At 72.1% G+C, this 13,187-nt stretch carries 10 protein-coding genes and 1 pseudogene; 7 read left to right on the forward strand and 4 right to left on the reverse strand.

Translation table 11 applies throughout. The annotated features are described in order from the left end of the window. Positions 1-66 precede the first annotated feature (66 nt). Positions 67-1,785 (reverse strand): ATP-binding protein, encoded by a 1,719-nt coding sequence (locus tag ACYVG5_RS15060; protein ID WP_222050594.1) that lies wholly within the window; start codon positions 1,783-1,785, stop codon positions 67-69. Between the two features lie 155 nt (positions 1,786-1,940). After that, the gene (locus tag ACYVG5_RS15065) at positions 1,941-3,596 is read right to left on the reverse strand and encodes a DUF6398 domain-containing protein (protein ID WP_460683307.1); all 1,656 of its coding nucleotides are present in this window, start codon (positions 3,594-3,596) and stop codon (positions 1,941-1,943) included. 227 nt (positions 3,597-3,823) lie between these two features. On the opposite strand from ACYVG5_RS15065, the gene ACYVG5_RS15070 reads away from it, so the two are divergent. Next, positions 3,824-3,985 carry a hypothetical protein gene (locus tag ACYVG5_RS15070; protein ID WP_222050596.1) on the forward strand — a complete coding sequence of 54 codons (162 nt, stop codon included), beginning with the start codon at positions 3,824-3,826 and terminating at the stop codon, positions 3,983-3,985. A gap of 262 nt (positions 3,986-4,247) precedes the next feature. After that, positions 4,248-5,855: a nuclease-related domain-containing DEAD/DEAH box helicase gene (locus tag ACYVG5_RS15075; RefSeq protein ID WP_460683308.1), complete on the forward strand. Its 1,608-nt coding sequence runs from the start codon at positions 4,248-4,250 to the stop codon at positions 5,853-5,855. A 17-nt stretch (positions 5,856-5,872) separates the two neighbouring features. Here ACYVG5_RS15075 and ACYVG5_RS15080 read toward each other — a convergent pair. Together ACYVG5_RS15080 and ACYVG5_RS15085 are read right to left on the reverse strand one after the other, a co-directional pair. Further along, positions 5,873-6,131, reverse strand: a pseudogene (locus tag ACYVG5_RS15080) (phosphorothioated DNA-binding restriction endonuclease); the annotation flags it as partial. Positions 6,132-6,156: 25 nt separating this feature from the next. Then, positions 6,157-6,549: a hypothetical protein gene (locus tag ACYVG5_RS15085; RefSeq protein WP_222050598.1), complete on the reverse strand. Its 393-nt coding sequence runs from the start codon at positions 6,547-6,549 to the stop codon at positions 6,157-6,159. Between the two features lie 261 nt (positions 6,550-6,810). Between ACYVG5_RS15085 and ACYVG5_RS15090 the strand changes: the two genes are divergently transcribed. From ACYVG5_RS15090 to ACYVG5_RS15110, 5 genes are all read left to right on the forward strand, one after another. Then, complete coding sequence (locus ACYVG5_RS15090; protein ID WP_222050599.1) at positions 6,811-7,104, forward strand: helix-turn-helix domain-containing protein; 294 nt, start codon at positions 6,811-6,813, stop codon at positions 7,102-7,104. Positions 7,105-7,126: 22 nt separating this feature from the next. Further along, a complete protein-coding gene (locus ACYVG5_RS15095; RefSeq protein WP_460683309.1) occupies positions 7,127-8,365 on the forward strand; it encodes a type II toxin-antitoxin system HipA family toxin in 1,239 nt (412 codons plus the stop codon). A 76-nt stretch (positions 8,366-8,441) separates the two neighbouring features. Continuing rightward, a complete protein-coding gene (locus ACYVG5_RS15100) occupies positions 8,442-9,509 on the forward strand; it encodes an aldo/keto reductase (RefSeq protein WP_246631112.1) in 1,068 nt (355 codons plus the stop codon). A 124-nt stretch (positions 9,510-9,633) separates the two neighbouring features. Then, positions 9,634-11,412, forward strand: coding sequence for a bifunctional diguanylate cyclase/phosphodiesterase (locus tag ACYVG5_RS15105; RefSeq protein ID WP_222050601.1), 1,779 nt, complete (start codon positions 9,634-9,636; stop codon positions 11,410-11,412). A 170-nt stretch (positions 11,413-11,582) separates the two neighbouring features. Then, on the forward strand, positions 11,583-13,181 hold the full coding sequence (locus ACYVG5_RS15110) for a GmrSD restriction endonuclease domain-containing protein (RefSeq protein ID WP_246631113.1): 1,599 nt from the start codon (positions 11,583-11,585) through the stop codon (positions 13,179-13,181). Positions 13,182-13,187: the final 6 nt, after the last annotated feature.

A 13,187-nucleotide genomic window follows, 5' to 3' on the forward strand; every position in this document is an offset into this window, starting at 1 on the left:
CCGCACGCTAGCGAGGACGCGCGTGGTCTACGAGCCGGCCACCTCGTCAGCGACCGGCGGGCCCGCTCAGTCGTCGGAGGGTTCCCGCTTCGCCCTCGCCCGTCGAGGGCGGGACGTGGGGAACAGCGGGCCAGGGCCGTAGGTTACGGACGGTCCGCGCTGTGCTTGGGACGTCTTGACGAGGATCTGCCGGTCGACCAGGTCGGCCAGGATGCGCGAGGCCGTTGGCGTGTCGACGTCCACGAGCGTGCGCACCATCCGGCCGTTGACTTGACCTGCCTCCCGGACGATCTCGGTGACCTTGCGGTCCGTGTCGTCGCCCACCCGCCGCCGGTAGGTGACCGCAGGCCCGAGGGCTGCGATGGCGTGGTCGCGCAGGCGGTACACGCCGGCACGGGCCTGCGCCGACTCACGGGTCCGCTCGATGAAGCCGATCGCCGGCGTCGTGAGCTCGAGGAGGATGGCCTCGACCTCGCCGTCGTCCTTCTGCAGCCTCGGCACCAATTCGGTTGCCGTGACATTGCGCTTTCCCAGCAGCGCGAGCATTACCAGCAGCGTGTCCGGGTCGGACCGCCGATCCTCCGGAAGAGTCGCCGCGAAGCGGGTCACCGCGGTGTTCGGTGCTCCTCCCTGCAGGGTGACGCTCACGCGGTGCTGGTCCCCCGAGAATGTGGGCGGCTGGTGACCGACCTTGACCATCTCGGCGTACATGCGATCCACGCCGACGCCGGCGGTCTCGGCGAGCCCGAGTTTGCGGATGACCGCTGCCAGCGCAGGATTCCTCGGTCGGGAGCTCACCGTGAGGATGTTCTCGGGTGTCACGCCCAGCACGAACGATCCGGGAGAGGTGACGGCGAGGCGCGTACTCGAATGCTCGATCTGCACCATTCCGGTGGCCTGGTAGTCACGATGCATGAACGCGTTGACGACAGCCTCGCGCACGGCGAGGTCGGGCAGGTCGGCGATGAAGAGCTGCTGTCCGGTGGGCAGGTTGACCGGTGTCCCGTTGACCCGGTTCTCGATGAGTTCGAAGGTTCGCAGCAGGGCGGTGAGGCCCGGAGCAGTGAGTTGCTGGTTCGTCGACAGCTCCCCAGAGCGGGCACGTCGATGGACGTACGACACCAGGGGGCGAGCCTCGTCCGCGACGAGGAGGAGATTGCCGGCGTTGGTCAGGCTGCCAGCGGGAGTCAGCAGTCCCAGCCGGCGCAGCAGGTCCCGTTCTGACAGTTCCGCCCAACGTCGCCGTTCCGCGTCGGCGGCCTCGGCGAGCAGGCCGCGCGCTTCGTCGACGGTTCGTGAAGCGATGGCGTTCCGGGGAATGCCAGAGTCGGCTGCGGACCAGTCATCGCCGCGCCGCTGGCCGACCACCGCGGCGATTCGCACGGCGGACATCGGCTCGCACGCGGTGCCGATGCGCTCGGTGGCCTTCCCCTTGATCTGATGCACTTCGGGGCTACGTGGCGCCGTGATGGCCAGGAGTCGCTGGCCGGCCCAGGGCAACTCCTCAACGGTCACGATCAGCGGAGGCGAGGTCACCTCGTAGATGCGGCGCTGCAGGCGGTCAGGATCCAGATCTGTTCCCACGAAGGCGGCGGGACCCGCCTTGCGATCCGCCACCCCAACGACGACGCAGCCGCCGGTAGCGTTGGCGAAGCAGGCTGCGGCCTCCGCCAAGTCGGTCGCGCTGTCAGTGCGGGACCGACCGACCGTCTTGAAGTCCAGCCTGGCCGATTCGAGCGAGGCAGCCGTGGCGCCGTCCTCCACTAACTGCAGCGCCTCGGCCACCCTTGGCTCAACGGTCACGAGTTTCCTCCGAGTTTTGCTGGGCCCTTAGCGCTCAGGGTAATGCAAAACTATGCGAAAACCAGCCAGGCCTCGGTCCACCCCCGTCGCGGCGGAAGCCGACGGACTTCCCCCGGCGCCGTCAGCCGAGCCGGTGCCTACCGCTGGTACCGGTCACGGACGGCGACCATGCGTGCCCGGTGGTCCCCGGTCAGGTAGTCCGGTGACCCGAGATGTCCGTCGCCGTAGGCGTAGCCGTCGGGGTCGACGCCGATCGCCTGCAGCAGCGCCTTGGCCGGTGCCGATGGCGATCCCGCGATGCCGAACCAGGCCGTCAGCTGCTTGACGGCGAGTCGTCGGTCGCGGAAGAGGTGGTTGGCCGTCGCGACGATCCAGCAGACCGCCGCGGCGGTGCCCTCGGCCCGGCTCCGGCGAAGAAAGAGCTCCGGATCTGTGGCAGCCACCCGAGCGAGCAGCCGCCGGGAGGCGGTCCGCAATTCGACGTCGAGCACCTCGGTGCAACAGCGGTCGACCAGGTCCAGCACCTTTCCCACTCGGTGCCGGATGTCCTCGGGAACAAGGTCCCAGTTGAACGGCTCGTCCGGCAGCGGATCGCCGTCGAGATCCTCGAGCGACCGATGGCCACCGACGGCCTCGGCCAGGTCCACGCGCGGGTCGTACGTCCCCAGCACGTCGTCCGCCGGCGGCCACGGGCCCTCCGGATCCAGCGCGCCCATGGCGGCGAGCAGCGCCGCCGGGCCCTGCGGTCGCGGCGTCCGGATCGTCGCCTGGTACTCCGGCTCGTACTCGTCGACCGCGGCCAGCGTCTCGTCGGTGAGCTCACCCCGGATCCCACGCTCCGCGTGGCTGAATCCGATGAACGCCCGCAGCAGGTCGGGTGCCTGCGCCAGGTACGGCACGTCGGCGACGATCTTGCGGGGGATCCAGTCGGCCAGCAGGATCTCGACGGCAACCGGGCTCCAGCGGAGCGGATCGCCGGGCCCGTAGTCGGTGCCGAACCACAACAGCGACTCCAGCAGCCCGCGCCGGTCGGCGTCGTCCAGGCCGGCCCCGAACGGCGAGGCGAAGAAGCGTTCGGTGAGCGCCTGCTTGTCGTCGTCCGTCCACTCCGGCCGTACGTACCCCGTGCCCCCGGCGGGCAGCAGCCCGACCGCCCATTCGACGAGGGGGCGGCAGGCCGGCCAGGTGTCGGTCTCGATCGGCGGGAACGTGATGGCGGTGAGCTCCAGCGCCTCGGTGATCCGCGCCCGGGCATCGGCCGGATCCAGGTCGGTCAGCGTCGTGTCCGGATCGTCGGCAGTGGTGCGCATCAGGTCGAGCAGCTCGGGCAGCCCACCCGGGACGACGTAGGCGTCCTTCACCAGGGTGCCCAGGTTGTGGTCGATGTAGACCGCCGCGCAGAACTCCCGCCCACCGGGCAGCCGGACGCCGATCGCGATGGTGTCGCCGTCACCCAGCACGTGCCGCATCTCGAACACACCGTCCGCCGGCTCGGCCTCGTCCAGCGCGAGCAGCCACCGGGGCAGGGCATGGCCCCGGGAGCCGATCTCCCGGCGCACCCGGTGGCGCAGCATGTCGTCACCGGCCAGCCCGGCGATCGCCGCCAGCAGAGCCGAGGTCTCCACCAGTGGCACGTCGAAGAAGGTCTGCACCACCTCGTTCCGCGGCGGCAGCGTGGGCTCGCTCGGTGGGCCCAGCGACGGACGGTCGTCGAACCCGGCCAGCAGCGCGCTCCCCATCCCCAGCAGGGGCAGCGGGTCGTCCGCGGCGAGCGCGGCTGCGATGGTGCCCATCAGGTCGGGCTCGTGCTGCCGCCGTGCCGAGGCGCGTGAACCTGACCCCTTCGGCGAGCGGCCGGGCTTCGAGCGCCCTGCCTTGGGGCGAGCGGCCTTCTTCGGACGGTGCGAGCGTTTCGACATCGGAAGCACGTTAGAGGTGCCGGGAGTGGATCTCGACCCGCTGGGGCACACCTTCGGAAGGCATGATCAGCACCAGACCGATTCGACAGAGGGAGACCACCATGGCAGGCATGATCCGGAAGCTCTTGGCGTCGGGCGTCGCGGCGAAGGTGATCCAGGAGGCCCGCAAGCCGCACAACCAGGCCAAGATCAAGAAGGCGATCGCGGACTTCACGAACAAGCGCGGCGGCGGCAGCCGCCCGGGCGGCAGCAACCGCTACTGAGCCCAGGCTCGCTGCCCGTCATCCGGCGGGCGGCAGCCCTGGCGGAGGCCCTCGTGTCGGTCATCGGTGTGCCGCTGCGGTTTGGCGCTCCACCCGAGCACGAGTGACCGATGGAGTGACTTCGGCACGACATCGCCCGGAATGGTCGTCCGGCGGTGCCATGCTGCGAGGAATCGGTGCCGGCTGCGCGGGGGAGTGAGATGGCGGACCACGAGACGGCCAGGGCGACCCGGTGACGGCACGCCGGTTTCCGGAGACGCCGGTGTTCGCGTCGCACGCGGAACGGCTGTTCGTCGAGACGCTCCAGGAGCACCTTCCGGACGACGCCGTCCTCTTCTGCGGCCAGCGGTTCAGCGACGGCAGGCAGGACCGCGAGGCCGACCTGATCGTCGCCTGGCCGGGCGTGGGCATCGCCGTCATCGAGGTCAAGGGCGGCAGCGTCCGCCTGCAGGCCGGCGAGTGGCGACAGGTCGGCGGCGGGCTCGACAAGGTCATCCACCCGGTCGACCAGGCGCGCACCTGCAAGTACCTGCTGCGGAACTACCTGGACAAGCATCCGCGCTGGACCGCCGGCAAGCCGCGCCTCGGCCATCTCGTGGCCCTGCCCACCACCACCCTCACCGCGGACTTCCGCGCTCCGGACCTGCCCCGCTGGATGGCGCTCGACGCGACCGACCTCGCCTACGCCGCGAACCGGATCGAGGCGGCGCTGGCCAAGCTCGACGACGCCCCCGACCCGCCGGACGTCGCCGACGTCGAGACCCTCGTCGACTGCCTGGCCGGAACCGCGATCCCGCAGCAGGACCTGGTCGCCGATCTCGCCGAGCGGGAGGCCGCCTGCGACCTGCTGACCCAGGACCAGGCATCCGTCCTGGACCGGCTGGAGCTGCTGGACCGGGTGGAGATCCGCGGCGGCGCGGGCTCCGGGAAGACCTGGCTGGCGGTGGAGAAAGCCCGTCGGCTGGCTCGCGACGGCCAACGCGTGGCGCTGATGTGCTACTCGCGGGGCCTCGCCGAGTTCCTCACCCGGCGGGTGGCCACGCTCCCGCGGAAGCAGCGGCCGGACTACGTCGGCACCTTCCACAACCTCGGCATCGACTGGGGCGTCCAGCCGGGGCGCGACGACGACAGCGGCTACTGGGAGGAGCTCCTGCCCGAGAAGATGGTGGCCATCGCCGGCCGGCTGCCCGCGGGGAAGCGGTTCGACGCGATCGTCATCGACGAGGCGCAGGACTTCGCCGAGAGCTGGTGGGACGCCGTCCTCGCTGCCCTGAAGGACCCGGCGAACGGCTGCCTGTACGTGTTCGCCGACGAGGGGCAGCGGGTGTTCGCCCGGCAGGGCCGGCCGACGGTCGACCTGCTGCCGATCCCGCTCAACGAGAACCTGCGGAACACCAAGCAGATCGCCGGCACCTTCTCCAGCCTCGCGCCGTCGCAGATGAGGATGCGGGGCGGCAGCGGGGTGCCCGTCCGCTTCGTCCAGTGCACCTCGGAGGAGGCCGTCGACGTCGCGGACGACGAGGCGGTCGCGCTGCTGGACGCCGACTGGCCGACCGGGGCCGTCGCCCTCCTGACCACCGGGAGCCGGCACACGGAGCAGGTGAACCGCCAGCGGCCGGGGCCGGAGGCCTACTGGGCGTCCTACTGGGACGACGACGACCTCTTCTACGGCCACGTCCTCGGCTTCAAGGGGCTGGAACGCCCGGCGGTCGTGCTCGCGGTCAACGGTTTCCGCAGCGAGGAGCGGGCGCGGGAGATGTTGTACGTCGGGTTGTCCCGGGCGCGGGACCTGCTGATCGTGTGCGGCGACCTGGAGCTGATCCGCCGGGTGGGTGGCGAGGCGGTGGCGCGCCGGTTGACGGGCGGCTGACGACCTGGCGAAGTGTCCCGCAGCCGGGTGAAGGGGGTAGGCCGCGCTCTGGGCGGGAGCGGTCTTGGACGGTGGGTCGAACTCGGCGATCAGCCCCGCGAGCTCTGTCTCGGCCACCGACCAGGGGATGCGACTCGACCCCGTGCTGGCCAGCCGTCCCAGTGTCAGGAGGACGAGCAGCGGCTTGTGCGGCGCTCGTCGTCCGTCCTGCTGGTACTGCCGCAACGAGGCGAGCCGCTGCAGGGGTGCCTCGGATGCCGTCGTAGGGTCGACTATGACCGCGGTGTCGGGCTCGAGCCGCTCAGCCGCGCCGCCTCGCGCCTAGGCCGAGGTGCGGCTGCTCGGTGAGTGCGGCCTGCTCCGCTGCCGGCGAGATGTTGGTCCAGTCGGAGTCGGTGGAGCCGACCAGCAGGGCCGGTCCCACGATCGATCCGCTCCGGGAGAACCCGCGGACGTACCGCTCGACGAACTGCGTCGCCCGGGTGTTCGTCGTGCCCTGGTGCGCCTTCCCCTTCGCGTCGCGTACCAGGGTCGTCCTCGGCAGCCCGGGCATGAGGATGTGGTCCAGGGACCACGCGTCCAGCGCCTGGCAGAGCCCCGCCGTCGAACCGTCGACCGAGACCGTCCGGACGCGTTCGGCCGGGTCGGTGGGGAAGAGGACCGACCGGATGGGGCGCGCTCCGGTGTTGGCCATGGCTGGTGCTCCTGCCGGTCGGATGGCTGGTGCTGCGTCTGCCCAGGTCATCGGCAGCCCGGTCCCACGGCTGCAGTGGAGATCGAGTCGGCGATCCGGACGTGAGCCTGTCGTCGCCATGGCAACGACAAGCCCGGAACCTGACCACAGCATCGTGTATAGAAGGCCTGTCGTCGCTATAGCAACGACAAAGACGTGCCGATCTCCTCTGCGAGCGAATCGAGCACCTATCGTCGACATCGCGACGACAAGGAGACGGACATGTCAGTACCCACAGGCCCACGACGTCGCCACAAGGAAGACCCGAGCGGCGTCGGCCGGCTGGTCGTCGAGCGGCGGCTGGCTCTGCAGCTCACCCAGGTCGAGCTGGCCGACCTGGCCGGCGTCGGTCTCTCCTCCGTCCGGACGCTCGAGGCAGGAGCCGACACCCTGACCCTGGCTGTCGCGATGGCGGTTCTCGATGCGCTCGGGCTCGCGCTGGCGGTCGGTCCGCGCCCCGCCCTCGACGCGGTGCCGGACGCCGTGGTGCTCCGCACCGGTGCCGGTACCCGGTGAGCGGGACCCGACAGTGAGCACGGTGCCCGTCGCGGGCCTGGTCCGGGTGGCGGAGGCCGACGTCTACAAGTCCGGCCGCCTGGCCGGCCGGTTGCGCCGGGACGGCGACGACGTCGAGTTCTCCTACGTCGAGGACTACCTCTCCGACGCCACGCTGCCCGCGGTCGCCGGAACGCTTCCCCGGAGAGCGGAACCGGTGCGCGCCTCGGCGGGCGCCGTGCCCCCGTTCTTCGCCGGCCTGCTCCCGGAAGGCGCTCGCCTCCAGGCGGTCACGGCCGGTGCCCGCACCTCGGTCGACGACCACCTGACCCTGCTGCTGGTGGTGGGCTCCGACGCGATCGGTGACGTGCAGGTGCTGCCGCACGGTGAGCTCCCCACCGATCCGCCTGCCCTGATCGACCCGGAGCGCGCGACCAGCGCTGACTTCACCGAGGTCTTCGCCCGCGCCACGTCCACCGATCCCGACCAACTCGACCGGGTGGCGCTGCCGGGAGTGCAGGTGAAGGTCTCCGCGGCCATGATTTCCACCCCGGTCGGGACGACGGCCGGCCCCGCCATCCTGAAACTCGACCCCGCCGGCTATCCGCACCTGGTGGAGAACGAGCACTTCTTCCTCGGCCTGGCCGGCGCCTGTGGCCTGCCGGTGCCGGACCATCGACTGCTGCCGGACCGAGCCGGCCGGCTCGGTCTGCTGGTGGAGCGCTTCGACCGGCAGGTCGTCCTCGGCGGCCCGGTGCGCCGGCTGGCACAGGAGGATGCCTGCCAGGTGCTCGGCCGGTACCCGGCAGCGAAGTACCGGCTCACCTTCCAGGAGGTGGCGGCCGGACTGGCCCGCGCCGTCGAGGCGGCCGGGGGATCGAGACCGCTGGCGCTGCGGCGGATCCTGGAGACGGCCGCGTTCAGCTACCTCATCGGCAACGGCGACCTGCACGGCAAGAACCTGTCCGTCCGCCAGGCCCCGTCCGGGTTGTGGGAGGTGACTCCCGCCTACGACCTGTTGTGCACCCAGCCGTACACGGGGTGGCGGGATCCCATGTCCCTCCCGATGTACGGCCGGGCGAACCGGCTCACCCGGCGGTGGTGGCTCGACGCGGCGCAGCGACTCGGTCTGGCGGAACGGGCTCTCTCCCGTGCGCTCGACCGGCTCGTCGCGGTCAGCCGGGCACACCTGGACCGGTTGGACGAAATCGGTTTCGACGAGCCGACGACGGACCGGCTCCGTGATCTGATCTCGACGCGGTGCGACGAGCTCGCCGGGTGACCCGCCGGCTCCGGGACGGCGGACGCGCAGCCGTGCCGGAGCCGGGGCGCTGAGGCGCCCCTCGGCTGCTCGCGGCATGCCGTTTGCCCTCCCCGTTGCCGAGGGCAACGACAACGGCATGGAGATGCGCACGCTCGGTCGCACCGGCGTCAAGGTCAGCCCGCTGTGCCTCGGGGCGATGATGTTCGGCGCCTGGGGCAATCCCGACCACGAGGAGTCGGTCCGGATCATCCATGCGGCGCTGGACGCGGGGATCAACTTCGTCGACACCGCGGACGTGTACTCGGCGGGGGAGTCGGAGGAGATCGTCGGCAAGGCACTGGCCGGCGCACGGCGGGACGGCGTCGTCCTCGCGACCAAGGCGCACGGCTCGATGGGGGAGGACCCCAACCAGCGTGGCAACAGTCGCCGCTGGCTCGTGCAGGAGGTGGAGCACAGCCTGCGCCGGCTGCAGACCGACCACATCGACCTCTACCAGATCCACCGCCCGTCCCCGGACACCGACGTCGAGGAGACCCTCGACGCGCTCACCGACCTGCAGCGCGCAGGCAAGATCCGCTACTTCGGCTCCTCGACCTTCCCGCCGTCCCAGATCGTGCAGGCCCAGTGGGCGGCGGAGAAGCGGCACAGCGGCCGCTTCGTCACCGAGCAGCCGCCCTACTCGATGCTGGTCCGTGCCATCGAGGCCGAAGTGCTGCCGGTCTGCCAGCAGTACGGCATGGGCACCCTCGTCTGGAGCCCGCTGGCCGGCGGCTGGCTGTCCGGCAAGTGGCGCAAGGGCCAGGACGCCCCCGAGAGCAGCCGGGCCGGGCGGATGGGTACCCGCTACGACCTGTCCGACCCGGTCAACCAGCGCAAGCTCGACGCCGCCGACGCGCTCGCCGAGCTGGCCGAGAGAAACGGCCTGAGCCTGGTGGAGCTGGCGATCGCGTTCACCCTCCGCCACCCCGGCGTCACCTCGGCGATCATCGGCCCGCGCACTCTGGACCAGCTGACCAGCCAGCTGCCCGCCGCCGACGTCGTCCTCTCAGACGAGGTGCTCGACGCCATCGACGCGATCGTTCCCCCGGGCACCAACGTCCGCGCGGACGACGCCGGCTACCAGCCGCCGTCGCTCACCGACGCGTCGCTGCGCCGCCGCTGATCAGTTCCCGCCGGCGGGGCTGCCGGCCGGCAGGCACGGCTGCCGTCACTCCGGGGGGTGAGCCGGGCGCCGGAGGGCAGCCGGTCTGGTCAAGCACCGTCCGCCAACGCCCGACGCTGTGCAGATGAGCTGGTCCACGGCACCGGCGGTGGCGACACCCCGGATGATGACGCGCATCCTCGCGACGTTCTACGTGTTCGCCGCGACCGCCGGGCTGCTCGCTGCCCTCAACCCGGGATTCGCCGGGCGCGTCCGCTGGGCCATGGTCGCGCTCTCGCTGGGCGCGCTCGCGTGTGCCGGCGTGGCCGTCCGGTGGGGACCGCGCTGGTCCCGACACGCCTTCCACGTTCCCGTCGCCTCGGCCGCCGGCCTCATCGTCACCGCTGTCCTGGTCAGTCCAGACCCGGCCACCGCGGTCGTGGCCGCGACCCTGATGTCCTTCATCGCCGTGGACGCCTGCTTCTTCTTCAGCCTCCCGCTGGCCGCCCTTCACCTGGTGCTGGCGGTGGGTGGGATGACGGGGGCACTGCTGCTGCAGGGTGACGTTCCCGCCTTCGTCGCCCTCGCCCTCGTGCCGATCGTCATCGCGTTGGGCACGGTCACCCGCGGGCTGGTGATCCGGGCCTCCGGTGCCAGCCGCGACCCGCTCACCGGGTTGGCCAACCGGCGCGGATTCGACGACGCGCTGCAGGAGCTGCTGACCGCTGCGGCGCGCTCGGGGGAGCCGCTATCCGCCGTCCTGCTCGACCTCGACCACTTCAAGCGGGTCAACGATGCCTCCGGTCACGAGGCCGGTGACCTGGTGCTGTGCCGGGTCGCCGACGTCTGGCAATCCGAGCTGCCGGCCGGCGCGGTGTTCGCCCGACAGGGCGGCGACGAGTTCGCGCTGCTGCTGCCGGGCCTCTCCGGTACTGACGGCCTGACGCTGGTGCGCCGGATCGCTGCCCTGCACCCCGAGGTCAGCCTGTCCTGCGGGGTGACCGAGCACCAGCGCGGAGAGACCGCCGCTCAGCTCATGCGCCGCGCTGACCGTGCGCTGTACAACGCCAAGGCCGCCGGACGGGGACGCTGCGAGCTCGACGGTGACATGGGCTCGCAGCTGGCCCGCGATCTCGCGGACGCGCTGTCCGCCGGTGACGTCCAGGTGCACTTCCAGCCGCTGGTCGACCTGGCGGACGGCGTCGTGGTCGGCGTCGAGGCGCTGGCCCGGTGGAACCACCCGGAGCTCGGGCCCGTGCCGCCGCCGGAGTTCGTCGCCGTGGCCGAGCAGAACGGGCTGATCGCCGCGCTGGACGAGCACGTGGTCCGCGTGGCGTGCACGCAGCTGGCCGGCGCGCGGACCGCCCGTGGCGATCAGGTGACCCTCGGGGTCAACGTCTCCGGTCGGGAGCTGTGCGAGCCGGGCTACCCGCGACGGCTGCAGGCGCTGCTCGCCGAGACGGGCTTCCCGGCCGAGCACCTGGTCCTGGAGGTGACCGAGACCGTGATCGAAGCGGACTCGTCGACCGCGGTGGCGGCCCTGCACGCGCTGCGCACGGTCGGACTCAAGGTGGCGATCGACGACTTCGGCACCGGCTACTCCTCGCTCAGCCGGCTGGACACGCTGCCCGCCGACATCATCAAGTTGGACCGGTCCTTCGTGGCGACCGTCGACTCCTCGCCGCGGCGCCAGCAGATGGTGGCAAGCCTGGCGTCGATGTGTTCCGCCCTCGGCCTGGATGTCATCGCCGAGGGCGTGGAGACCCAGGAGCAGAGCGAGGTGCTGCGCACCATCGGCTGCACCCACGCGCAGGGCTGGTTCCACGGTCGCCCGATGCCGTTCGGGCAACTGCTCGACGCCGTCGGGTTGCACCACGGCGAGTTCCGGCCCGGAGACCTGACCAGCGCCGTCCGCTCCGCCTGATTCGGCCCGGAGCCACCGCCGCACGGGAGCGAGCACGGTGCAGCGGTGACGCCGGAGGTGCGTGTGAGCGGTGGGACGACGGCGCCGGCCGGTCGGCCTGTCGCAGCCCGCCGGCAGCAGCCGCGAACCGAGGATGGCGTGGTTCGTCGCTCGTCCCCGGGGGTCCGCTCATGTCGTCGTCTCATCCGCCTGCCGTCGAGGCGCTCCTGACCCAGTGGGAGTCCCGCCACCCCGGAACACCGGTCCGCGGGGTCGTCGACCGGGCCGAGCAGCTCGGCTTCGCCGCCACCCCGCCCGGGGGTGCCGGCACCGCCGACTACCTGCGGTTGGTCGCGACCGAACCGACCGAGCGGCCGGTCACCCTCTACGTGAACGCGCTGCGGCTCACCGCCGCGGGATCGGCGGCCCGCAAGGTCGCCGCGACCCTGCCCGGCGCCGTCGTCCGCGCCAAGGACGTCCAGCTCCCGTTCGACTCGGCCGACCCCCTCGCCGCTCTCGAGACGTTCCGGCGCGTCGCCACCGGGGGGACCATCGCCCCGGCCCGGGAGGACACGGCACGGTTCCAGCTCCCACCGGCAGCGCCCGTGCGCCAGCAGGCCGCCGCCCCGACGCCGGAGCCGAGCAAGCGGCGCCCCGTTGTCCTGGCGCTCGTCGCCGCGGTCGTCCTGGTCCTCGTCGTCGCCGTCCTGACCGTCGGCGGTGTCCTGGCGCCGGCAGCGGAGCCGGCCGCGGCCATGTCAGCGCCCACGGCGACACCCACCGCCGACCTCGAGGCCGCCACCGCGGCCGCAGAGGCGGCGCTGCGCAAGGTCGAGACCGAGGAGGCCGCCACCGCGCCCACCGCGGCCGACCCCGCGACCGGACTGCTCAGCGACGCCGCCACCGACACGGCCGTCGAGAACGCCGAGAGCACCACCGCGCTGGCCGCGCTCGCCGCCGTCCCGGTGCAGGGCCGGGCGCCGCGCACCGGCTACGACCGCGGCCTGTTCGGCGCCGCGTGGAGCGACACCGACCGCAACGGCTGCGACACCCGCAACGACGTCCTCGCCCGCGACCTCACCGCGGAGACCTTCAGGCCCGGCACCCGCAACTGCGTCGTGCTCACCGGCGCCCTCGCCGACCCGTACTCCGGAACGGGCATCGCCTTCCAGCGCGGGCAGGACACCAGCGACGACGTCCAGATCGACCACGTCGTCGCGCTGTCCAACAGCTGGCAGACCGGCGCCCAGGGCTGGGACCCGGCCAAGCGCCTCGCCTTCGCCAACGACCAGCTGAACCTGCTCGCTGTCGACGGGCCGCTGAACATGCAGAAGGGTGACGGCGACGCCGCCACCTGGCTGCCGCCGAACAAGGGCTACCGCTGCGCCTACGTCGCCCGCCAGGTCGCGGTGAAGGTCGCCTACGGACTGTGGATGACCCAGGCCGAGCGCAACGCCATCGCCACCGTGCTCAGCGCCTGCCCCGCCGAGCCGCTGCCCGGCGGCGTCGTCACCACCGTCCCCGCACGGACGACGCCTGCCCCGGTCCCGGCCCCGCAGGCGACGGTCGCGCAGCGGCCCAGGGCCGACGTCGTCGTCCCGGCGCCGGTCCCGGTGCCCGTTCCGGCTCCCGCGCCGGCACCGCTCCCGGCCCCCGCACCGAGCGTCAGCGGTGCCTTCGCGAACTGCGCCGCGGCCAAGGCCGCCGGTGCCGCGCCGCTGTACCGGGGAGGCCCCGGCTACGCGCCGAAGCTCGACCGGGACGACGACGGCGTCGCCTGCGAGAGCTGAACCGGA

Source organism: Modestobacter lapidis (assembly GCF_054780755.1).